A 22,604-nucleotide genomic window follows, 5' to 3' on the forward strand; every position below is an offset into this window, starting at 1 on the left:
AGGGTGTCCCGGATGCCGACGAACACTCTGACCCCGCCCAGAACCGACATCGGCGCCCCTCCGGTGAGATCGTCCCGGATGGGCTGGCTCGACGCCCTGCGCGGCCTCGCCGCGATGGTGGTGGTGTTCGAGCACTCCCTCGACGTGCTGCTGCCGGAGGTCCGCCGCACGGCGAGCCCCTGGTTCGACTTCGGCCGGTACGGGGTGTTCGTGTTCTTCCTCGTCAGCGGCTACGTCGTGCCGTTCTCGCTGGAGCGGCGCGGGAACGTGCGCGAGTTCTGGATCGGCCGGTTCTTCCGGCTGTACCCGGCGTGGCTCGTGGCGGTCGGCCTGGCGCTGCTGCTCGGCGCCACGGGGGTCTCCTGGGGGCTGCCCGCCGCGCTCGGCGAACGTCCCTGGACGTCCGCGCTGGCGCACCTGACGATGCTGCAGGACCTGCTCGGCGTCCCGAACGCCGTCAACGTCCTCTGGACGCTGTCGTATGAGATGGTGTTCTACCTGCTGGTCACCGCGCTGTTCCTCGCCGGGGCGCGCCGCGCCAGCGCCCGCGTCGCGCTCGGCTTCGGCGTCGCCGCCGCGATCCTCGGGGTGGCGCTGCCGAGCGGGCTGCTCGCCTCGCGGTGGCCGGGCGGGACGACGTTCGTCGCCGCCCTCGTCCTCGTCGCGGGGCTGGCCGCGCTGCTGAGCGGGCACCGCGCGGTCCGGCGCACCGGGGTCGCGGTCGTGGCGACCCTCGCGCTGACCCTGCTGATCCTCGACAGCCGCATCGGCGGGGTCGAGAGCCTGTGCGTCATCGCGACGATGTTCGCGGGGACGGCCGTCCGCGCCGTCCAGGACGGGCGGCTCCGCCCCTGGCCGGGCGCCGCGATGGTCGCGGTCGTGCCCGTCCTCGTGCTGATCGCGGGGCTGCGGACGCCGCCCGCCTGGGCGCTGAGCGGCGGCCCGCAGCCGCTCGGCCGGGACTGGTCGATCGCCGTCGCCGCCGCGTGGCTGACCTTCCTCGGCGGGCTCGCGCTGCGCCACCGCGCGATGCCCCGCGTCCTCGTGTGGCTGGGGCTCGTGAGCTACTCGGTCTACCTGCTGCACCCGATGGTCGTGCAGGTGATCTGGCGGCTGACCGGCGAGCCCGCCTCGATCCCGGGCCACCAGCGGCTGGCCTGGTACGTCGTGCTCGTGTCGGCCGTCCTCGTGTCGGCGTGGCTCGCGCACCGCTACGTCGAGAGGCCCGCCCAGCGCCTCGGCCGCCGCCTGGCCCATGCCAGGTGAGGCCGGCCGGCGGATGAGGCGCCGTCAGGCGAGGCGGCCGAGCGCGGTGCGGAGCCGCCGCAGGTCCCGCATGCGCTGCTCGTAGGTCGCGCCCGCCAGCAGGACGAGCAGGCCCGCCCCGGCGAGCGGGACCCAGCCGGGAAGACCGGCGGCCGCGTCGGCCGCGTAGGGGGCGAGCCAGCGCGCCGCGTCCAGGACGAGGACGGCGCCGCCGAGCACGAGCGGCGCCTGGAGCCGGAGCCGGGCGCCCGCGAGGACGGTCGCGAGCGCGGCGGCGGCCAGCAGCAGCGGGCGCGGTCCGGTGGCGTCCGCCCACGCGGCGAGCAGGCTCGGGACGAGCGTGGACGCGAGCGCCGGGCCGAGGTCGGCCCACGACGACCGGGCGGCGCCGCGCGAGCGCCGGATCACGGCGAGGCCGAGGAGCGCCGCGGACACCGGCGCCGTGTAGATCTCCGGCACCGTGACCCCGGACGCGCCCAGCCGCACCCACCACGCCGCGAGCAGCAGCGCGGACGCCGCCCACCCGGCGGGGCGGCGGTCCGGCCGCAGCGCCGCGGCGGCGGCCAGCACGCCGGTCACGGCCAGGGCGAGGCTGAGCGGGGCGGCGTGCCCGGCGGTCATCGCGATCCCCGCCGCGGCGACGGGCCACGGCGCGGCCTCGGCGGCGGGGCCTCGCACCAGCGCCGCCGCGAGCAGCGCGAGACCGGACGCGGCGAGCACGGCGAACGCGGCGTGGTGGGCGGGGCGCCCGGCCGCGAGGGCGGCGGCCGCCGCGAACCCGCCGAGGGCGAGCGCGGCCATGGCGACCGCGCCATCGCGCAGGACGGGGAACGCGGCCGCGCAGGCGGCGGCGAGGACCGTCAGGGCACCGAGGACGGCGAGCGTGGCGTTCTCGGTGGCCAGGGCGTAGGCGGCGGCCCACAGGGACGCGGCGACGGCGGCGCCGCACGCGGCGGGACGGGCCGTGCCGTCGAGGGCGGCCCAGACCGCGAGCGCGGCGCCGGAGGCGACGGCCAGCGCGAGCGCCGCCGGGTACGGCGCGTCCGCGGCGACCGCCGCGGTGAGGACGGCGAGCGGCGCGAGGGGCGGGGCCGCCGCGCGCGCCTTCACGAGGAGTACGGCGAACAGCAGCGCGAGGACGGCGGGCGCGGCGGGCAGGACCCAGTCGAGCAGGTCCGGCGAGCCCACCCCGGCCCAGCGGGCGTCCAGGTAGCGGCCGGGGAAGAGCACCGCCACGGCCGCGCCCGGGGCGATCGACAGCGCGGAGGCGCCCAGGACGGTCATGGCCCCGATCCGCGTGCCGGAGCGCAGCCGGCCCGGCAGGAGGGACGCGGCGGCGGCCACGGCGACGGCCGAGAGCGCGGCGCCCGCCGCCGTCCAGCGCAGGGGCAGCGGCAGGGCGGCGGCGAGCGCCATCGAGGCGGCCGGCCCCGCGACGACGGCGAGGGCCGCGTTCACGCGCAGCGCCCAGGCCAGCGCGACCGCGGCGGCCGCCATCAGGAGCGCCGCCCCCGCGGGCGCCCCCGGGAGCGACGGCACGGTCAGCGCGAACGCCGCCGCCGTCCCCGCACCGCCCGCGAGCAGGCCCGCGGCGGTCGCGGCGACCGTGGAGAAGCGCCGGGCGCCGAGGTCGGCGAGGGACACCGCGAGGAGGGCGAGCGCCACCGCCTCCGGAGGGGCGTCCGCACCGGCGACGGCGAGCGGGAGCGGAAACTGCGCGAGGACCAGCGTCGTGGGGCGGGTCAGGCGGAGCGGGGTCAGCCGGTCGTATCCGGCCCAGACGAGGGCGGCCGCCAGGAACGACGCCGCCGTGTACCAGGCGGGGTCGACGTCATTCAGCGAGAGGAAGCCGTGGGCGTAGGCGGAGTAGAGGTCCAGGCCGACCAGCAGAAGGCCGACGAACGCGAGGGTCTCCGCCGTGGCGGCCAGCCCGCGGCGGGCGATCACCCATCCGGCGGCCAGCGCCACGGCCGTCAGCGCGAGCAGGATCGCCCCGCGCTCGACGTAGGGGAGCGCGCTCCAGCTCAGCAGGGCGAACACGAACGCGGCGATGCCGAGCAGCGCCCCGCCGGTGGTCAGCAGCGCGTTGCGGACCGCGAAGCGCGAGGCGTCCGTCCCGCCGAAGGCCGCGGGCGCGCCCGCGGGCGCCGGCCACGGCCGCGGCCCGGCCGGATGCGCCGGGGGCGGGGCCGCCGCGTACAGGAAGGCCAGCAGGTCGCGGCGGCGCCGCCCCAGCCGGGCCAGCTCGCCGTCGAGCACCCACAACTCGGCGGCGGCGGGTCCGGCCAGGCACAGCCCGCACCTCGGGCAGGCCGCGCGGCGCGGCGGGGGCAGCGGGGTCTGGCAGCCGGGGCAGGTGAGGGGCATAACGGGAGACTGCCGTTGACGCGCCGCCGTCCATAACCGTCCAAGTACTCAGATCGACCCCGAGTACCCCGAGTACCCCGAGTACCCCGTCAGAGGAAGTCGGCGACGCGGGCGGCGAACTCCTCGGGGGTGACGACCTCGACGCCGAGCTTGTCCGCCTTGGCCTTCTTGGACCCGGCCTTCTCCCCCGCGACCAGCAGTGCGGTCCTGGCCGACACCGAGGACGAGGCGCGGCCCCCGGCGCGCTCGATCAGCTCGTTCACCTCGTTGCGGGACAGCTTCTCCAGCGGCCCCGACATCGAGCCGGTCGCGACGACCGACATCCCGGCCAGCGGGAGGCCGGAGTCCGCTCCGGACGCTTCCTCCTCGCCCTCCTCGCCCTCCTCGGCGGGGCCGGTCGCGCCGGGCTCGACCATGTTCACCCCGGCGGCGGCGAGCCGGTCGATCAGCGGCGCCAGCTCGGCGATCTCGGCGACCAGGACCGGCGCCTTCTCCGGCCCGATGCCCTCGACCCGCTGGAACGCCTCGTCGCCGGCCGCGCGGATCGCGTCCATGGTGGCGAAGTACCGGGCGATCCGCCGCGACATGGACCGGCCGGTGCCGCGCACCCCGAGCGCGCAGAACACCTTGCTGAGCGGCTTGGCCTTGGCGCCCTCGATCGCGGCGAGCAGGTTGGCGGTGCTGGTCTCGCCCATCCGCTCCAGCCCGAGGAGCTGCTCGCGGGTGAGGCCGAACAGGTCCGCGAAGTCGGTGATCAGCCCGGCGTCCACGAGCTGGTCGATGATCTTCTCACCGAGCCCTTCGATGTCGAGCTGGTCGCGGCCGACGGCGTAGCGGACGGAGGCGACCGCGTGGCAGGCCCGGCCGCGCACGCACCGCCACCGCTGCTGCGAGACGTCGATCGCGTCGCCGCAGCGCGGGCAGACCTCCGGCGCCTCGATCGGGCGCTCCTCGCCGGTGCGCAGGTGCGCGACCGGCGCCTCCACGCGGGGGATCACGTCGCCGGCCTTGTAGACGGTGACGTGGTCGCCGAGCATCAGCCCGCGCCGCTCGATGTCGGCGGCGTTGTGCAGCGTCGCGTAGGTGACGACCGACCCCTCCAGCTCGACCGGCTCCAGGACGGCGCGCGGCGCGATGATCCCGGTGCGGCCGACGTTCCACTCGACCTCCAGCAGCCGCGTGATCTTCTCCACGGCGGGGAGCTTGTAGGCGATCGCCCAGCGCGGCGCCCGCGAGGACACCCCGGCCTCGGCCTGGTCGGCCGCCGCGTCCGCGCGGACGACGATGCCGTCGATGCCGAAGTCCAGCTCGGCCCGCAGCGCCGCGATCTCCGCGACCCGCTCGTGCAGGGCCTCCAGCGCGGTCGCGGTGACGGCGGGCACCGGCGTCGCGGCGGTGGTGCGCGCGCCGAGCGCGGCGACGTACTCCATGATCTCGCTGTGCGGCAGCTCCCCCAGCCGGGCGGCCAGGTCCTCGCCGGTGCCCTCCAGCGGCAGCGCGCCGTAGGCGAAGAAGGTCATCTCCACCTGGTAGGCGCGGTCCTTGGCGCGCAGCGACCCGGCGGCGGCGCTGCGCGGGTTGGCGAACGCCGGGCCCCCGGCGGCGGTGCGGGCGGCGTTGGCGTCCTCGAACTGCGCGCGGGTCATCAGCACCTCGCCGCGCAGCTCCACGGTGACCGGTTCGGCGAGCCGCTCCGGCAGTCCGACGATCATGCCGATGCCGTGCGAGACGTCCTCCCCGGCGGCGCCGTCGCCGCGCGTCACCAGCCGGGCGAGGCGGCCGTCGCGGTAGCGGGCGGAGATCGCCAGGCCGTCCAGCTTCGGCTCGACGCACCACCGCCCGACCGGGCGGCCGAGGCGCCGCTCCAGGCCCGCGACCCACGACTCCAGGCCCTCGGCGGAGAACACGTTGTCCAGGCTCAGCATCGGGACGGTGTGCGGCACGTCCCCGACCACCGCTCCCCCGGCGACCTTGCCGGTCGGGGACTCCGGCAGGACGTGCTCGGGGTGCTCGGCCTCGTAGGCGGCGATCCCCCGCACCAGGCGGTCGAACGCGTCGTCGTCCAGGGGCGAGTCGCCCTCGCCGTAGTAGGCGGCGGACGCCTCGACGGCGGTGCGCACGGCGTCGGCGTAGGCGGCCTGGTCCGCGATCTCGGCGCGGGTCACAGTCTCGGTCATGTCCCTATCCTGCCTGGTAGGTACGACATTTCATGACTTAGCGGACAGCCTGCCCTGCCCCCGGAACAGGCCCGTTCAGGAACCGGACGGCGCGTGCCGGGCGGCGGCCGCCGAGCGCGACAGCGCGACGATCCCGGCCGTCAGCAGCACGGCGCTCACCGAGACCGCCGCGAACGCGGCCGCGCTGTGCGGCGGCCTGGTGTGGAAGGCGAGGACGGCCAGCAGGTAGGACGCGGCGGGGTTGGTCATCGTCATCGCGGTCATGGCGGCGGGCAGCGACCCGGCCGCGAACGCCCGCTGCTCCAGCACGAGGCCGAGCAGGGTGGTGCCCGCGAGCGCGTAGCCGGGCCAGTCCACGGCCGTGGCCGCGACGCCCCGGTCGACGAGGTCGGCGGTGGTCAGCTTGATCAGGACGGCGCTGCACGCGAACAGCAGCCCGGCGCAGGTGCCGAGCAGCACGGCCCGGACCGTCCCCTTCCGCAGCGCCGCGCCGCGCACGAGGACGAGCACGAGCGGCGCCAGGAGGAGCGCCGCGACGAACAGGCGGGGCCGGGACGGCTCACCCGCGGGCGGCACCGCGCCCGGCACCGTGAACAGGACCGCGAGGCCCGCCGACACGGCCGTCCCGCCGAGCAGGTCCATGCGGGCGGGCACGCAGCCGTTGCCCGCGCAGCCCAGCAGGATCGTGAAGACGAGTTGGCTGACCAGCAGCGGCTGGACGAGGCCGGTGGAGCCGAGGTGGAGCGCCACGGCCTGGCTCATGAACCCGGCGAGGTTCACCCCCCACCCCGCCAGCCACAGCGGGTCGTGGAGCAGCTTGCGGATCAGCCCGGCGGCGGCGACCGCGTCGGAGCCCCCGTGGACGGCGCGCCGCGCCGCGCGGTACTGGAGCGCGGCGGCCGCGGCGAACAGGAACGCCGCGAGCAGGCTGAACCCGATGCTCCAGGCCATCAGCGCGTCCCGGCCGGGCGGCCGCGGCGCGCGTCCGGCGCACCCGCGCGGGCCATCCGACCACCCCCCTAGTGATCATCCTCCCCCGGGCCCGGTCGCCGTCCGCGCGCGGCCGGGGGCCGCGGCGGGGCGAGGACCGAAACATGACCTTCTGCTGCTTTCTGCCCCTGGTGTCCGCTCTGAACACAGCGGCACCTCTGGACACGGGCGACGGCGGCCTCGGGGAGGGGGGTGGCGCAGGGCGGGCCGGAGGGCGCCGCGCCGGCCGCCCCCCGCGCGCGGGGCCCGCCGCCCCGCCCGGCGGTCACCGGGGTGAGGCGGCGAACCGCGGGCTTCCCCTCCCAGGGACGCCGCCCGCCGGAACCGCCGCAAATCGGCTCCGATCAGTACAGCGCCGACGCGTCCCGAAGCGTCACACCCCCGGAAACGCCCTGGCCGGGAGCCCGGCCGCCGCGATATTCGGGTGACGTGCCCGCGACCCGGCCGCCAGAATCGCCGGATGAGCGTGACGCACTGGCCGCTGTACGGGCTGCGCCTCCGGACGCCCAGGCTCGAACTGCGGCTCCCGGACCTGGAGGAACTGGACGCCCTCGCCGGGCTCGCCGCCGGCGGCGTCCACGACCCGGCCGACATGCCGTTCCTGGTGCCGTGGACGGACCTCCCGCCCGAGGAGCGCGCGCGGAGCGTCATGCGGTACCACTGGCGCGTCCTCGCGGAGTGGGAGCCGGACGCCTGGGAGCTGTCGCTGACCGTGTTCGCGGACGGCGAGGTGATCGGCTCGCAGGGGATCAGCGCGCGGGCGTTCCGGGTCGTCCGCGAGGTCGGCACGGGGTCCTGGCTGGGGCTGCGCCACCAGGGCCGGGGGTACGGCACGGAGATGCGCGCCGCCGTCCTGCACCTGGCGTTCGCCGGGCTGGGCGCCGAGTCGGCGACGAGCGCGGCGATGGCCGACAACGCCGTCTCGGCCGCCGTGTCGCGCAAGCTCGGCTACCGGGACAACGGCCTCGACCGCGTCAGCGTGCGCGACGTCCTGCGGCTGGACCGGCGGTTCGTGCTCGACCGCGAGGGCTGGGAGCGGCACCGCGCCGTGCCCGTCGAGATCGAGGGACTGGACGCCTGCCTGCCGCTGCTCGGCGCGTCCTGACGGCGCCGGTCCCCGTCAGGTGGCCAGGCTCCGGGGGCGGATGTCGGTCCAGTTCGTCTCGACGTAGTCGAGGCAGTCGGGCCGGGGGCCGGGCCCGAACGCCGCCGTCCAGCCCGCCGGGACGTCGGCGAAGGCGGGCCACAGCGAGTGCTGCCCCTCGTCGTTGACGAGGACGAGGAACGTGCCGTCGGGGTCGTCGAACGGGTTGGTCATCACGCCTCCTGGGCGACGCGGGCGGAGCGGCGGGCGATGGACTGGACGATCTCGCCGGTGCGGACGGCGGTCATGGACAGCAGCGAGGAGGCGATGCCGTGGCTGTGCTCGGTCGCGCCCTGGAGGTAGACGCCCCACTCCTGGCCGGGCTCGGTGGCGATCCGGTAGTCGCGTTCCATCAGCGGGCGCCCGTCCGCGCCGGCGCGGCAGTGCGCGCCCGCCTCCCCGAGCAGGTCGAACGGGTCGCGCTCGCGGTAGCCGGTGGCGTAGACGACGGCGTCGGCGTCCAGGTCGGTCGTCTCGCCGGTGGGCAGGAACGCGACGCGGAGCCGGACGCCGGCCGGGACCTCGCGCACCTCCCTGACCCGGGACACGTTGAGGATCCGCAGCCGCTCGGCGCCCGCGACCTTCTCCGCGTAGGACCGCCGGTACAGCTCGTCGATCAGTTCGAGGTCCACGACGGAGTAGTTGGTGTTGCGGGAGTAGTCGAACAGCAGCCGCTTCACCTCGTCCGGCGCCGCGTAGTAGTGGTCGACGGCCCGCGGGTCGAAGATGCGGTTGGCGAAGGAGCTGTCGTCGGCGGGCGAGTACCCGTAGCGGGTGAAGACCGCGCACACCTCGGTCTCGGGGAACGTGCGGTGCAGGTGCTCGACGGCCTCGGCGGCGCTCTGCCCGGCGCCGACCACGACGACCCGCCGCGGCGTCCAGCCGGGCCGCTCGGCGAGGCGGGTCAGCAGGTCCTCGGTGTGCCAGATCCGCTCGCCGGCCGACACGCCCTCGGGCAGGAAGGGTTCGAGCCCGGCGGCGATGACGACGTCGCGGGCGAGGTGGGTCTCCAGCTCGTCGTCGCGGCGGACGACGACCTCCAGCGTCGCGGCGTCGCGCGGGCGGAGCGCGACGACCTCCGTCCCGTACCGGACGTCCCCCGCGACGGCGGCGGCGACCCATTCGAGGTAGTCGTGGAACTCCAGCCGGGTCGGGAACATCGTCTTGTGGTTGACGAAGTCGACGAGCCGGTCCCGGGCGTGCAGGTAGGCCAGGAAGGAGTAGCGGCTGGCCGGGTTGCGCATCGTCACCAGGTCCTTGAGGAAGTGGACCTGCATGGTGGCGCCGTCGATGAGCATCCCCCGGTGCCAGCCGAACCGGGGCTGCTTCTCGAAGAACACCGCGTCCACGTTCGCGCCGTGCTCCTCCTCCAGCGCGACGGCGAGCGCCAGGTTGGAGGGTCCGAACCCGATGCCGGCCACGTCATGGACGGGTGTCTGCATGTGCGTCTCCACTTTCGGGGCGGGGGTGAGGCGGGGTCAGGCGGGCCGGTCAGGCGGGCTTGGCGGCGCTCGCGGCCTTGGCGATCCTCGGGACGATCTGGTCGACGATGTAGGGGACGGCGAGCGGGGTCGGCGTGCGCAGCGGCCAGAACGACTTCAGGTCGAGCGGGACGTAGGAGCCGCGCCTGACCACGGGCAGCTGGGCGAACAGCTTGTTGCCCTCGACCTTCCGCTGCGTCGCGGGGTCGTCGTTGTAGTGGCTGAGCAGGACGTCCACGTTCAGCACCGACACCTTCTCCATGCTGAGCTCGGCGGCGAAGCCCTGCCCCGGCAGCTTGCTCAGCGGCTCGGGCAGCACCATCCCGAACTGCTCCAGCAGCTTGACGCTGGTGTCGTTCGGTGACTTCATCACGCCGATGTTCCCGGAGGGGAACATGCTGGTCAGCGCGAAGCCCTTGCCCTTCAGCTCCGGGTGCGCGGTGCCCACCGAGGCGACCTTCGCCTCGGCCGAGCGCACCAGCGCCTCGCCCTCGGCGGGACGTCCGACGGCCTTGGCGACCTGCCGGGTGATCTGCTGCCAGGTGTCCTCGGCGGGGCCGGTCTGGTAGGCGAGGGTCGGGGCGAGCTTGGAGAGCTTGCCGTACTCGCGGTCGATGGTGAAGTCCCCGGCGGCGAGGATGAGGTCGGGCCGCAGCGCGGCGATCTCCTCCAGGTTGAAGCCGGCCTCCCCGGCCTTCAGCAGCTTCGGCTTGGAGCCGGTGACCTTCGGCGCGCTCCAGGGGGCGAGCCCGTCCGGCTGGACGCCACTCAGCTCGGTCATCCCGACGGGCTGGACGCCGAGCGCGAGCAGCGCGTCCTGGTCCACCTCGCCGAGCGCGACGATCCGCTTCGCGGGGCCCTCGACCTTGGTGGAGCCGAGCTTGTGCGCGACGGTGACGGGGAAGGCCCCGGCCGCGCCGCCGGACGCGGCGCCCGCGGGTTCGTCGTCGTCGCCGCACGCGGTGACCAGGCCGAGGCTCAGGGCGAGGGCGCCGGTGGCGGCGGCCAGACGCCGCATCGTTGTGCGCATAGAGGACCGGTGTCCTTCCAGGTTGTGCCGGGGGTTTCCGAGCAGAGACATTAGGTTAGGCTCACCTAACTCCACAAGAGGTCAGGCCGTATGAGGACTCTCACTCCCCCCGCCCGCCCTCCAGGTGCGCGAGCAGCCCGGCGACCGTCGGCGCGGACATCAGCGCCGCGACCTTCAGCCCCGCGCACCCGGGCTCCCGCCTGATCCGCCGCACCAGCCTCATGGCGAGCAGCGAGTGCCCGCCGAGGTCGAAGAAGTCGTCGTCGGGCCCGGCCTCGGGAACGCCCAGCTCCTCGGCGAAGATCCGGCACAGCGCCGCCTCCAGGTCGCCGCCGGACGCGGCGGCGCGGGACACCCCGGAACGCGGCGCGGAGACGCGTTCGGCGGTCACGGCGCGCGCGGCCCCGGCGGAGGGCAGCGCGGCGACCGGCACGCCCGGGTCGGCGGCGGCGGCCTCCAGCACCGCGACGAGCCCGGCGGCCAGCGCGGCGACCGTGCCGGCGTCGAACAGGTCGGCGGAGTAGTCGACGAGCAGGCGCAGGTCGCCGGACGCCGCGTCCTCGCGGAAGATGAAATCGAGGTCGAACTTCGCGGCGCCCGGCCCGAACAGCGCCTCGCGCTGCTCCAGGCCGGGGAAGACGACGTCGCCGGCGCCCTGGTTCTCGTAGCCGACCATAACCTGGAACAGCGGGTTGCGGCCGGGCACCCGGCGCGGGCGCAGCGCCTCGACCAGCGCCTCGAACGGCAGGTCCTGGTGGGCGAGGCCCTCCAGCGCGCTCTCGCGGACGCGGCCGAGCAGCTCGGCGAAGGTCGGCGCGCCGGACACGTCGGCGCGCAGCACGATCGTGTTGACGAAGAACCCGACCAGCCCGCCGGCGGCCTCCTCGGTCCGTCCGGCGACGGGGCTGCCGAGCGGGATGTCCTCGCCCGCTCCCGTGCGGTGCAGCAGCGCGGCGACGGCCGCCTGGCACAGCATGAACATGCTGGCGCCCGCGTCGCGGGCGACCCCGCGCAGCCGCGCGGTGAGGCCGGGCGGCAGCACGGCCGCGTGGGTGGCGCCGTGCTGGCCGACCGTCCCGGGGCGGGGCCGGTCGACCGGCAGCGGGATCTCCTCGGGGATCCCGGCGAGCGCGCGCGCCCAGTGGCCGAGCTGGCGGGCGTGGACGCTGCCCGGGTCGAGCGGGTCGCCGAGCAGCTCCCGCTGCCACAGCGCGTGGTCGGCGTACTGGACGGGCGGCGGCGCGAGATCGGGCGCCCTCCCCTCCAGCCGGGCGGCGTAGGCGGCGGCGACGTCGCGGGCGAACGGCCCGAACGACCACTCGTCGAACGCGATGTGGTGGAAGACCGCGAGGAGCAGGTGCTCGCGGTCGCCCTCGGGGAACACCGCGACGCGCAGCGGCGGGTCGGCGGCGAGGTCGAACGGCCGCGCGATGAACTCCTCCGGCGTGCCCGCCGCGACCTCCAGGACGGGGCGGGCCTCCTCCGGCGGCAGGATCCGCTGGTAGGGGACGCCGTCGTGCTCGGCGAAGACCGTGCGCAGGCTCTCGTGCCGGGCGGTGACGTCGGCGAGCGCGGCCTCCAGCGCGGCGCGGTGCAGGTCGCCGCGCAGCCGCACCGCGAGCGGCAGGTGGTAGGCGCCGCGCGGCCCGTCGTCCTCGCGCAGGAGCTGGTCGAGCAGCCAGAGGCGGCGCTGCGCGAACGACAGCGGGACCTGTTCGGGGCGCTCGCGCGGCGCGAGCACGGGGCGCGGCGCGGTGCTCTCGCCCGCGCGGTCGTGCAGGCGTGCCGCCAGCTCGGCGACCGTGGGCGCCTCGAACAGGTCGCGGATCGACAGCTCGGCGCCGAGCACGGCGCGGGCCCGCCCGACGAGCCGGGTGGCGAGCAGCGAATGGCCGCCGAGGTCGAAGAAGCCGTCGTCGATCCCGGCGCCGGGCGCGTCCAGCACCTCGGCGAACAGCGTGCACAGCAGCCGCTCGACGGGCGTGCGGGGCGGCCGCCCCTCGCGGCGCGGGCCGTCCCGGCCGGGGGCGGGCAGCGCGCGCCGGTCGAGCTTGCCGTTGACGGTCAGCGGCAGCGCGTCCAGCGTCATGACCGCGCTCGGCACCATGTAGCCGGGCAGCCGCGCCTTCAGCGCCTCCCGGACCCGCGCCGCCAGCGTGCCGTGGTCGCGGGCCGCGACCGGGTCGTTGGCGTAGGACGCGGGCGGGCGGCCCGGGTCCGCGGCCGGGCTCGCGGCGCCGCCGCCGAAGACCGCGTCGTACCGGCCGATCCGGTCGGACGGGGTGAGCACCACGCCCGGGTCGAGTTCGTGGAGGGTCTCGGGTTCGACTCCGTCCGGCGGGGCGGCGAGGATCGCGCGCGCCTCGTCCGGGGACGCGCCGCCGCGCAGCGCCTCCAGCGCGGCGACCTCGCCCGACAGCCGGGGGTCGGGGATCCCGCGGACCCTGAGCGGGCCGGGCGGACGGTGGCGCAGGTCGTCCAGGCCGGTCCACTCGACGGCGGGCGTGTCCGGCGCGGGCGGCGCCGACCTCCACAGCACGACGTCGTAGCGGTGCCTGGTCAGCTCGTTGTGGCGCGTTCCGCGCTTGGTGAGGACGTCCACCCGGGCGGGCCCCTCCAGGGCGGTGAAGAACGCCGGGTCGAGCAGCAGCTCCTTCTCCATCCGGACGGCCCGGTCGACCGCCGCGAGGTCGCCGCCGCCGCGTCCGAGCTGGATCGCGGCGTGCAGGCAGTGGACCGAGCGCAGGTCGCGGACGTCGCCGAGGAACAGCGCGCCGCCCGGCGCGAGCAGCTCCAGCGCCTTCGCGACCACGTCCTCCAGGTAGCCGGGGCCGGGGAAGTACTGCGCGACCGAGTTGACCACGACGGTGTCGAAGTGGCCGCGCGGCAGGCCGCCGGTGTCGTGCGCGGGCTGCGCGCTGAGCCGGACGGGCGAGTCCGGGCCGAGGTCGCGGCGCAGCTTGCCGATGACCGGCTCGGAGAAGTCGGTGCCCCAGTACTCCTCGGCCTCGGGCGCGATCCGGGTCAGGATCAGCCCGGCGCCGACGCCGATCTCCAGCACGCGGCCGGGGCCGCGCTCCGGGTGCAGCGCGCGGATGCGCTCGACGGTCGTCTCCCGCCATTCGCGCATGTCGTCGAGCGGGATGGGGGCGCCGTCGTAGCTGCTGTCCCAGCCCGCGAACTCCTCGGTGTGCACGACGGTGCCGATCTCGGTGTACTCGGCGTCGTAGATCTGCCGCCACTCGGCGAGCTGCTCCCCCGCCGCGCCCTCGCGCGCCCCGTCCGGGACGACGTAGCCGACCAGCCGCTTCACGCCCGCGACCTCGGTGTCGACGGCGACGACCGCCGCCTGTCCCACCCCGGGCTCGGCCGCGAGCGCGCTCTCGACCTCCTCCAGCTCGACGCGGTAGCCGCGGATCTTCACCTGGTCGTCGGTGCGGCCGAGGAAGTCGATGTTGCCGTCCGCGCGGACGCGGACGAGGTCGCCCGTCCGGTACATGCGGCCGCCCGCCGGTTCCGGCGCGAACGGGTCGGCGACGAACCGCTCGGCGGTCAGGCCCGGACGGCCGAGGTAGCCGCGCGCGAGCCCGTCCCCCGCGATGTACAGCTCGCCGGGCGCGCCCGGCGGGACGGGGCGCAGCCAGCCGTCCAGGACGTAGCCGCGCGTGTTCCAGATCGGCTTGCCGACCGTCGGGGTGGCGCTGTCGGCGGTGCCGCCGCCGAGCGTGTTGATCGTGTACTCGGTCGGTCCGTACAGGTTGTAGCCGAGGACGCCGTCGGCGCGCGCGAGCCGGTCCCACACCGACGCGGGCACGGCCTCGCCGCCGAGCAGCACCAGCGGGGGCCGGTGCCCGCCGTCCAGCAGGCCCTCGTCGAGGAGCTGCTGGGCGTAGGTCGGCGTGACGTTGATGACGTCGACCTCGTGGCGGCGCAGGTAGGCGGTCAGCGCCTCGGCGTCGCGGCGCAGGTCCTCGTCGCAGACGTGCACCTCGTGGCCCTCGATCAGCCACAGCAGCTCCTCCCACGACATGTCGAAGGAGAACGAGACGGTGTGGGCGATGCGCAGCCCGCGCCCGGCGGCCGCCACGACCGGGTCGAAGATGTTCGCGCGGTGGTTGAACTGCATGTTCGTCAGCCCGCGGTACGGCGTCACCACGCCCTTGGGGCGGCCCGTCGAGCCGGAGGTGTAGATGACGTAGGCGGGGTGGTCGAGGCGTCCCGGAGTGCCGGGCGCGAACCCGTTCGGCTCGTCGGGTGCGAGGTCCCCGCCGGGCAGGTCGGCGAGGGCCCGCGCGGTCTCCGGGTCGTCCAGCGCGATCGTGGCGCCGGAGTGGGCGAGGCCCGCCGCGATGTCGCGGTGCGAGACCAGGCAGACGGGCGCGGCGTCGGCGAGCATGAAGTCGAGCCGGTCGGCCGGGTAGTCGAGTTCGAGCGGCAGGTAGGCGGCACCGGTCCGCAGCACGGCGAACAGCGCCACGACCATCCGCGCGGAACGGGGCAGCGCCAGCGCCACGACCCGCTCGGGCCCGGCGCCGTGCGCGATCAGCAGCCGCGCGAGCCGGTTGACCTCGGCGTTCAGCTCCCCGTAGGTGAGCCGGACGTCCGGCTGCGACACCAGCGCGAGCGCGTCCGGGCGCTCGGCCGCCCGTTCGGCGAGCAGCTCGGCCACGGTCAGCTCGGGGACGGCGTGCCGCGCCTCGTCCCAGTCGCGCCGCAGCCGGTCGTGCTCGGCCGGGACGAGCAGGTCGAGGCCGTGGCACGGCGTCTCCGGCGCCTCGGCGAGCGTCTCCAGCACGCGGACGTACCGGTCGGTGATCCGCTCGGCCTCGGCCGCGGTGAACGCGTCACCCCGGTACATGACGCGGAGCCCGGCCCCCGGCTCGACGACCACCGTGAGCGGGTAGTGGGTGGCGTCGCGGACCTCCCTGCCGAGGACGCGCAGGTCCCCGCCGGGGCCGAAGCCGCGCCCGGTCGGCATGCCGGGGAAGTTCTGGAAGACGAACAGCGTGTCGAACAGGGTGCCGAGGCCGGTCGCGCGCTGCACGTCGGCGAGCGCGACGTGCGCGTGGTCGAACAGCTCGGACCGGGCCGCCTGGACGCGCTCCAGCACGGCCGACGCCGGGTCGGCGGGCCTGGCCTGCACCCGCACGGGGATGGTGTTGAACAGCAGCCCGACCATGGACTCGACGCCGTCCACGTCGGGGTGGCGGCCCGACACCGAGGCGCCGAACACCACGTCGTCGCGTCCGGTCAGGCCCATCAGGACCAGGCCCCACGCCGTCTCGAACAGCGTGCCGGGCGTGACGCCGCGCTCGCGGGCGACCGCGTCGAGCCGTCCGGCGAGCCCGGCGGGCAGCACGCGGCGCGTCTCCCCGGCGGCGGCGAGGTCGGCGGGCGCCCCGGCGAGGGCGGGACGGACCAGCGCGGGCTCGTCGAAGCCGGCGAGCGCCCGCCGCCAGGCGTCCACGGCGGCGTCGCGGTCGCGGCCGTTCACCCAGTCCAGGAACGCGCGGAACGGCGCGACGGGGCGGGCCGCCTCGGCGGCGGCGTCGGTGTAGCCCTCCAGCAGCGAGGTGACCAGCAGGCCGCCCGACCAGCCGTCCAGCAGGATCAGCTCGGAGGTCAGGACGAGGCGGTGGTCGTCCGCGCCGACCCTCGCCAGCGCGAAGCGCAGCAGCGGCGGCGCGCCCGGGTCGAACGGCTCGGCCCGCTGGGCGTCGGCGAACGCGTCGAGCCCGTCCCGAGCGACCTCGGCGTAGGTCCAGGGCACCTCGAAGGAGTCGGGGACGAACTGGACGGCGCGGTCGCCGTCGGTCCGGAACCCGGCGCGCAGGTTGGGGTACTTCTCCAGGACGGCGCGCGCCGCGTCCCGCATCCGCTCGGGGTCGACGGGCCCCGACAGCGTCACCACGGCCTGCTGCACGTAGATGTCGCGCCCCTCGCCCGCGAGCATCAGGTGGAACAGGAGCCCTTCCTGGAGCGGGGAGAGGGGCAGCTCACCGGTCGCGTCCTCCGGAGCCGGGGCGAGGGCCGGGGGCGGCGGCGCGGCGGCGCGGGCGAGGGCCTCGACCGTCCGCAGCCGGAACACGTCGCGGACGGTGAAGGCCACCCCGGCGCGGCGGGCGCGGGCGACCAGCAGCGCGGCGCTGATGCTGTCGCCGCCCGCGCGGAAGAAGTCGTCGTCGGCGCCCACGTCGGGACGTTCCAGGACGGCGGCGGCGAGCCGCGCGAGGACGCGCTCGGTCTCGGTGGCGGGCGGGCGCCCGGCGGCGGGACGCCCCGGGTCGGGCAGGGCGCGCCGGTCGGTCTTGCCGCTCGGGGTGAGCGGCAGCTCGTCCAGGACCACCAGGTCGGCCGGGACGAGGTGGCCGGGGAGCGTCGCGCGCAGCCCGTCCAGCAGCTCCTCGGGGTCGGCGTCGCCGACGACGTAGCCGACCAGGCGCGAGCCGTGCGCGGTGACGGCGGCGCGGCGGACGCCGGGCCGCGCGGCGAGCGCGGCCTCGACCTCGCCCGGCTCGATCCGGAACCCGCGCAGCTTGATCTGGTCGTCGGCGCGGCCGAGGAAGCGCAGGGTCCCGTCGGGGAGCCGCCGGACGCGGTCGCCGGTGCGGTAGAGGCGGGAGCCGGGCGGGCCGAACGGGTCCGCGACGAAGCGCTCGGCGGTGCGTGCGGGGTCGGCGAGGTAGCCGCGCGCGAGCCCGTCGCCCGCGAGGTACAGCTCCCCGACGGGGACCTCGCGGAGCGCCGCGTCCAGGACGTGGGCGCGGGTGTTGGCGATGGGGGCCAGGCCCCCGCCGCCGGGCGGGGCGGCGAGGCTGTCGCCCGCCGCCTCCGAGCATCCGTACAGGTCCACGACCCGGCCGGGGACGCGGGCGGCGAGCGCGGGCGGCAGCGCCTCGCCGCTGCTGATCCAGGTGGTGACGGACGCGGGCGCCCCGTTCTCGGCGAGCGCGGCCAGCAGGCTCGGCACGAGCGTGACCGTCGCGGCGCCGTGCCGCTCGACGAACCCGGCGAGCGCGACCGCGTCGGTCGCGGTGGCGTCGTCGGCGACGGCGACGGTGTCCCCGGCGACCAGGCCGCCGAGCAGCTCGGTGGTGCCGTCGATGAACGCGGGCGAGCTCTTGGCGACGCGGACGCCCGGCGCGGCCAGGCCGGTGCCCCAGGCGAGCCGGTTGGCCAGCGCGCGCTGGGTGCCCGCGACGGCCTTCGGCGTCCCGGTCGAGCCGGAGGTGAACACGACGTAGGCGAGGTGGCCGGGCAGGATCGCGGGGCGGACGCGGCGCGGCGCGTCCCGGGGCGGCTCGTCCCGCCCGAGCACGAGCAGCGGGCGGACCGCCGCCAGCATCGCCTCGATCCGCGCGGGCGGGTAGGCCAGGTCGAGCGGCAGGTAGGCGGCGCCGGTCTTGAGCACGGCGAGCAGCGCCACCGCGAACGCGTCCGAGCGCGGCAGGGCGATCGCGACGACCCGCTCCGGGCCCGCCCCGGCGGCGGCGAGCCGGTCGGCGAGGGCCTCGGCGCGGGCGTCCAGCTCGGCGTAGGTGAGGGTGGTGCCGCCGAAGACGAGGGCCGTCGCGTCCGGGGTGCGGGCGGCCTGCGCCTCGACGAGCGCGGCGGCGGTCGCGGCGGGGAGCTCGCGGGCGGTGTCGGGGTGCGCGACGGGGGCGCCGAGCGACGACAGCCTCCGCCCGGGGTCCGCCGTGACCTGCTCCAGCAGCGTGGTCAGCCCGTCCAGCAGGCCCTCGACCGTTCCCCGGTCGAACAGGTCCTCCGCGTAGGCGGCGAAGCCCTCGACCTCGTCGCCGCCCTCGGCGAAGTACAGGTCGAGGTCGAACTTCACGCCGCCGGTCTCGGGCAGGAACGGCTCGGCGCGCACGCCCGGCAGCGCGAGCCGCACGTCCTCCAGCCGCTGGTGGACGACCATCACCTGGAACAGCGGGCCGCGGGCCAGCGACCGCTCGGGCGCCAGCCGCTCCACCACCCGCCCGAACGGCACGTCGGCGTGGGAGAACGCGGCGAGGTCGGCGGCGCGCACCCGCTCCAGCAGCTCGGCGAACGTCGGGTCGCCCGACAGGTCGGCGCGCAGCACGAGCGGGTTGACGAACACGCCGACCAGGCCGGACAGGTCCTCGTCGGCGCGCCCGGCGATGGGCGAGCCCAGCGCGATGTCCTCGCCCGCGCCCGACCGCTGGAGCAGCGCCGCGACGGCCGCGTGCAGGACCATGAACACGCTGGTCCCGGTGTCGCGGGCCAGCCCGCGCGCCCCGGCGGCGGGCAGCCGGAACGGCACGAGCCCGCCCCGGTGGCTCGCCTCGGCCGGGCGCGGCCGGTCGACCGGCAGGACCGTCTCGCCGGGCAGCCCCGCGAGGGCGTCCTCCCAGTAGGCGAGCTGGTCCCCGGTGCCGGCGCCGCGCTGCCAGGCCGCGTAGTCGGCGTACTGGACGGGCAGCGGCTCCCACCCGGGCGCGCGGCCCTCGCGGCGGGCGGCGTAGGCGCGGGCGAGGTCGGCGAGCAGCGGCGTGAACGACCACTCGTCGGCGGCGGCGTGGTGCAGCAGCAGGACCAGCGACCACTCCTCGTCCCCGGCGCGGATCAGCGTGGCCCGGACGGGCAGGTCGGCGCCGATGTCGAAGACGTGGGACGCCGCCTCGCGCTCCCGCCGGGCCGCGTCCCCGCCGCGCGCGTCGACGACGGTGAAGGGGGCGGGGGTGTCGGCGGCGAGGATCCGCTGGACGGGCAGCCCGTCGGGCCCCTCCACCAGCAGCGTGCGCAGCGCCTCGTGCCGCGCGACGACGTCGCCGAACGCCGCGCGCAGGGCCGCCGCGTCCACCGGCCCGGTCAGGCGCAGGCCGAGCGGCAGCGCGTAGGAGGGGGACGGGCCGCGCAGCCGCTCCTCCAGCCACAGGCCCCGCTGCGCCGCCGAGGCGGGGACGTCGCCCTCCGGCCGTTCGACGTCGCGCACGCGCGAGCCGCCGCCCGCGACCAGCCTCGGCGCGAGCAGGGCGACCGTGGGCGCCTCGAAGACGTCGGCGATCGACAGCGTCGCGCCGAGCGCGGCGCGGGCCTTCGCCGCGACGCGGGTGGCCAGCAGCGAGTGCCCGCCGAGGGCGAAGAAGTCGTCGTCGACGCCGACCCGGTCGCGGCCGAGCAGCTCGGCGAAGATCGCGCACAGCGCTGCCTCGCGGGCGTCGCGGGGCGCGCGGCCCTCCGGCCCGGCGGCGGCCGCGTCCTCGGGGGCGGGCAGCGCGGCGCGGTCGAGCTTGCCGTTCACCGTCCGGGGCAGCGCGTCCAGCGGGACGAGCGCGGACGGCACCATGTACTCGGGCAGCGCCGCGGCGAGCGCGCCGCGCAGGTCGCCCGGCTCCCCCTCCGGCACGTAGTAGCCGACGAGCCTCGGCTCGCCCGGCCGGTCCTCGCGGACCACGACCGCCGCCCGCGCGACGCCCGGCAGCGCCGCGAGCACCGCCTGGGCCTCCGCCGGCTCGATCCGGAACCCCCGGATCTTCACCTGGTCGTCGGTGCGGCCGAGGTGGTCGAGGGTCCCGTCCCGGTTCCACCGCGCGAGGTCGCCGGTCCGGTACATCCGGGCTCCGGGCGGCCCGGCCGGGTCGGCGACGAACCGCTCCGACGTGAGGCCGGGCCGCCCGGCGTAACCCCGGGCGAGCTGCGAACCCGCCAGGTACAGCTCGCCCGGGACGCCCGGGGGGACGGGGCGGAGCGCCGCGTCCAGCACGTGGGCGCGGGTGTTCCAGAACGGCCGCCCGATGCCCGCGGCGGGCAGGTCGGCGGCGGTCGCCCAGACCGTCGCCTCGGTCGGCCCGTACATGTTCGTCGCGTGCGCGGCCCGCTCCAGCGTCCCCGCGAGTTCCGCCGGGAGCGCCTCGCCGCCCACCAGCACCCGCAGCCCCGTGAACGCCTCCGGGGCGAGGGTGCCGAGCAGCGACGGCGTGCCCTGCACGATCGTCGCGTCCTTCAGCAGCGCCGTCAACGCGTTCGGGTCGCGGACCGCGTCGCGGGACGCGAGCACGACGGTCGCCCCCGCCAGCAGCGGCCCGTACAGCTCCAGCGCGGCGATGTCGAACGCGATCGTCGTGACCGCGACGAGCCGGTCGGCGGGGGTGAGGCCGAGCCGGTCGCGGGTGGTCAGCAGGAAGTTCGCGAGCGCGCCGTGCGGGACCGCCACGCCCTTCGGGCGACCGGTCGAGCCCGAGGTGTAGATGACGTAGGCGAGGTCGTCGGCGTGTACCGGTGTGGACGGTTCCGGGTCGTCCGGAACCTCGTCGAGGACGAGGGTCTCCGTGCCGTCCGGGAGCAGCCCGAGGGTCTCGGGGGTGACGAGGGCGCAGCGGGGGCGCGCGTCGTCCAGCATGTAGGCGAGGCGGTCCCTCGGGTGGTCCAGGTCGAGCGGGAGGTAGGCGGCGCCCGCCTTCAGCACGCCGAGCAGCGCGACGAGCAGGTCGGGCGTGCGCGGCAGGGCCAGCGCGACGACGGTGTCGCGGCCCGCGCCGCGTCCGCGCAGCGCGGCGGCCAGCGCGGACGAGCGCCGGTCCAGCTCCGCGTAGGTGAGCGGGCCCGCCTCCGACTCGACGGCCGTCAGGTGCGGCGTCCGCGCGGCCTGCTCCTCGAACAGCGCGACCACGGTCGTGTCGGGCACGTCCCGCCGCGTGGCGTTGGCCGCCTCGACGAGCGCGCGCTCGTCCGCGCCCATCAGCTCCAGCGCGCCGATCGGGCGGTCGGGGTCCGCCAGCGCGGCGGCGAGCAGCGTCTCCAGGTGGCCGAGCAGCGCGTCGATCCGGTCGTCGTCGAACAGCTCGCGCCGGAACGTCGCCTCGACCGTCATGCCCTCGGCCCGGACGAACGCCTCCAGCGACAGGTCGAAGTGCGTCGTGCCGTTGTGGACGTGCGTCCAGCTCGACGTGACGCCGGGCAGGTCCAGCTCGCCGATCTCCTGGGCGAGGAACAGCAGCATCGTGTCGAAGAACGCCGCCCGGCCCCGCCCGCGCGCGGGGCGCAGCTCCCGCACGATGCGGTCGTAGGGCAGCGTCTGGTGCGCGAAGCCCTCGGCGCACGTGCGGCCGGCGCGGCGCAGCGCCTCGCGGAACGTCGGCGCGCCGGACAGGTCGGTCCGCAGCACCAGCGTGTTGCCGAAGTTGCCGACGAGCCGCTCGGTCCCGGCGTGCTCCCGGTTCATCACCGCCGACCCGACCGCCACGTCCTCGGCTCCGGTGTAGCGGTGCAGCAGGACGGCGTAGGCGGCGAGCATCACCGTGTACGGGGTGAGGTTCTCCTCCGCCGCGAGCCGCCGCATGCCCGCGGTGACCGCGTCGCCGAACCGGCGCGCGCGGCGCCCGCCCCGCTCGGACGCGGCGGCGCCGCGCGGCCGGTCGGCGGGCAGGTCCAGCGGCGCGGGCGGCGGGTCGAGCCGCTCGCGCCAGTAGGCCAGGTCGTCCTCGCTCTCGGGGCGCTCCTGCTCCCACGCGGCGAAGTCGGCGTACTGGACGTCCAGCGCGGGCAGGCCGTCCGGCCCGCCCGCCACCGCCGCCCGGTACAGCGCGGACAGGTCGCGCGACAGCGAGCCCCACGTCATGCCGTCCCAGGCGATGTGGTGCACGACGAGGACCAGCGCGTGCTCGTCCTCGCCGAGCCGCAGCAGCTCCAACCGGACCGGCCGGTCGCGGCGCAGGTCGAACGGCAGCGCCGCCAGCTCGGCCGCGCGCGCGTCGGCGTCCGCGCACGGGATCGGGGCGAGGTCGAGCGCGTCGTCGCCGCCGACGATCTGCACCGGGCCGGAGTCATCCTCGGCATAGGTGGTGCGGAGGATCGCGTGCCGCCGGATCAGGCCGCGCAGGGCCGCGCGCAGCGCGGCGGCGTCGAGCGGGCCCGACATCCGGACGAGCAGGCAGACGTTGTAGGCGGGGCTCGCCGGGAACGCCCGGTGGTGCAGCCACATGCTCTGCTGCGCGTGCGAGAGCGGCGCGGGGCCGTCCGATCCCCGGGGGGCGAGCCGGGTGGAGTCGGAGCCGAGCCCGGCCTCCGCCATCATCCGCCGCATCAGTTCGCGCCGCCGTACCGCCGTCGTCTGATCCCGCACGCTCAACTCTTTCGTTGTCGGGTTCACCACCGCGGGTTAGGTTAGCCTTGCCTATAAAAAT

9 protein-coding genes are annotated in these 22,604 nt (G+C 76.5%); 2 read left to right on the forward strand and 7 right to left on the reverse strand.

The genetic code is table 11. The features are described 5' to 3' along the window. Positions 1-12 precede the first annotated feature (12 nt). Positions 13-1,266, forward strand: coding sequence for an acyltransferase (locus KLI87_RS34710; protein ID WP_214620411.1), 1,254 nt, complete (start codon positions 13-15; stop codon positions 1,264-1,266). 24 nt (positions 1,267-1,290) lie between these two features. Here KLI87_RS34710 and KLI87_RS34715 read toward each other — a convergent pair whose 3' ends face one another. The 3 genes from KLI87_RS34715 to KLI87_RS34725 all read right to left on the reverse strand — a co-directional run bounded on the left by KLI87_RS34715 (position 1,291) and on the right by KLI87_RS34725 (position 6,761). Continuing rightward, positions 1,291-3,633 (reverse strand): SCO7613 C-terminal domain-containing membrane protein, encoded by a 2,343-nt coding sequence (locus KLI87_RS34715; protein ID WP_214620412.1) that lies wholly within the window; start codon positions 3,631-3,633, stop codon positions 1,291-1,293. Between the two features lie 89 nt (positions 3,634-3,722). Further along, the gene (gene ligA, locus KLI87_RS34720) at positions 3,723-5,810 is read right to left on the reverse strand and encodes an NAD-dependent DNA ligase LigA (RefSeq protein WP_214620413.1); all 2,088 of its coding nucleotides are present in this window, start codon (positions 5,808-5,810) and stop codon (positions 3,723-3,725) included. Between the two features lie 75 nt (positions 5,811-5,885). Next, on the reverse strand, positions 5,886-6,761 hold the full coding sequence (locus KLI87_RS34725; protein WP_156220512.1) for a DMT family transporter: 876 nt from the start codon (positions 6,759-6,761) through the stop codon (positions 5,886-5,888). A 499-nt stretch (positions 6,762-7,260) separates the two neighbouring features. Here KLI87_RS34725 and KLI87_RS34730 point away from each other — a divergent pair, with 499 nt between their 5' ends. Further along, a complete protein-coding gene (locus KLI87_RS34730; RefSeq protein WP_156220511.1) occupies positions 7,261-7,905 on the forward strand; it encodes a GNAT family N-acetyltransferase in 645 nt (214 codons plus the stop codon). A gap of 15 nt (positions 7,906-7,920) precedes the next feature. Here KLI87_RS34730 and KLI87_RS34735 read toward each other — a convergent pair whose 3' ends face one another. The 4 genes from KLI87_RS34735 to KLI87_RS34750 form a co-directional block, all read right to left on the reverse strand. Next, positions 7,921-8,118: an MbtH family protein gene (locus KLI87_RS34735; protein WP_156220510.1), complete on the reverse strand. Its 198-nt coding sequence runs from the start codon at positions 8,116-8,118 to the stop codon at positions 7,921-7,923. Then, on the reverse strand, positions 8,118-9,386 hold the full coding sequence (locus KLI87_RS34740; protein WP_156220509.1) for a lysine N(6)-hydroxylase/L-ornithine N(5)-oxygenase family protein: 1,269 nt from the start codon (positions 9,384-9,386) through the stop codon (positions 8,118-8,120). The genes KLI87_RS34735 and KLI87_RS34740 overlap by 1 nt, the downstream gene beginning before the upstream one ends. A 49-nt stretch (positions 9,387-9,435) precedes the next feature. After that, the gene (locus KLI87_RS34745; protein WP_214620415.1) at positions 9,436-10,455 is read right to left on the reverse strand and encodes an iron-siderophore ABC transporter substrate-binding protein; all 1,020 of its coding nucleotides are present in this window, start codon (positions 10,453-10,455) and stop codon (positions 9,436-9,438) included. Positions 10,456-10,555: 100 nt separating this feature from the next. Then, positions 10,556-22,543, reverse strand: a complete 11,988-nt coding sequence (locus tag KLI87_RS34750) for a non-ribosomal peptide synthetase (protein ID WP_214620416.1) — start codon at positions 22,541-22,543, stop codon at positions 10,556-10,558. Between the last annotated feature and the right edge of the window lie 61 nt (positions 22,544-22,604).

Origin of the sequence: Actinomadura sp. NEAU-AAG7 (genome assembly GCF_018603865.1) — a bacterium.
Classification (GTDB): Bacteria; Actinomycetota; Actinomycetes; order Streptosporangiales; family Streptosporangiaceae; genus Spirillospora; species Spirillospora litoris.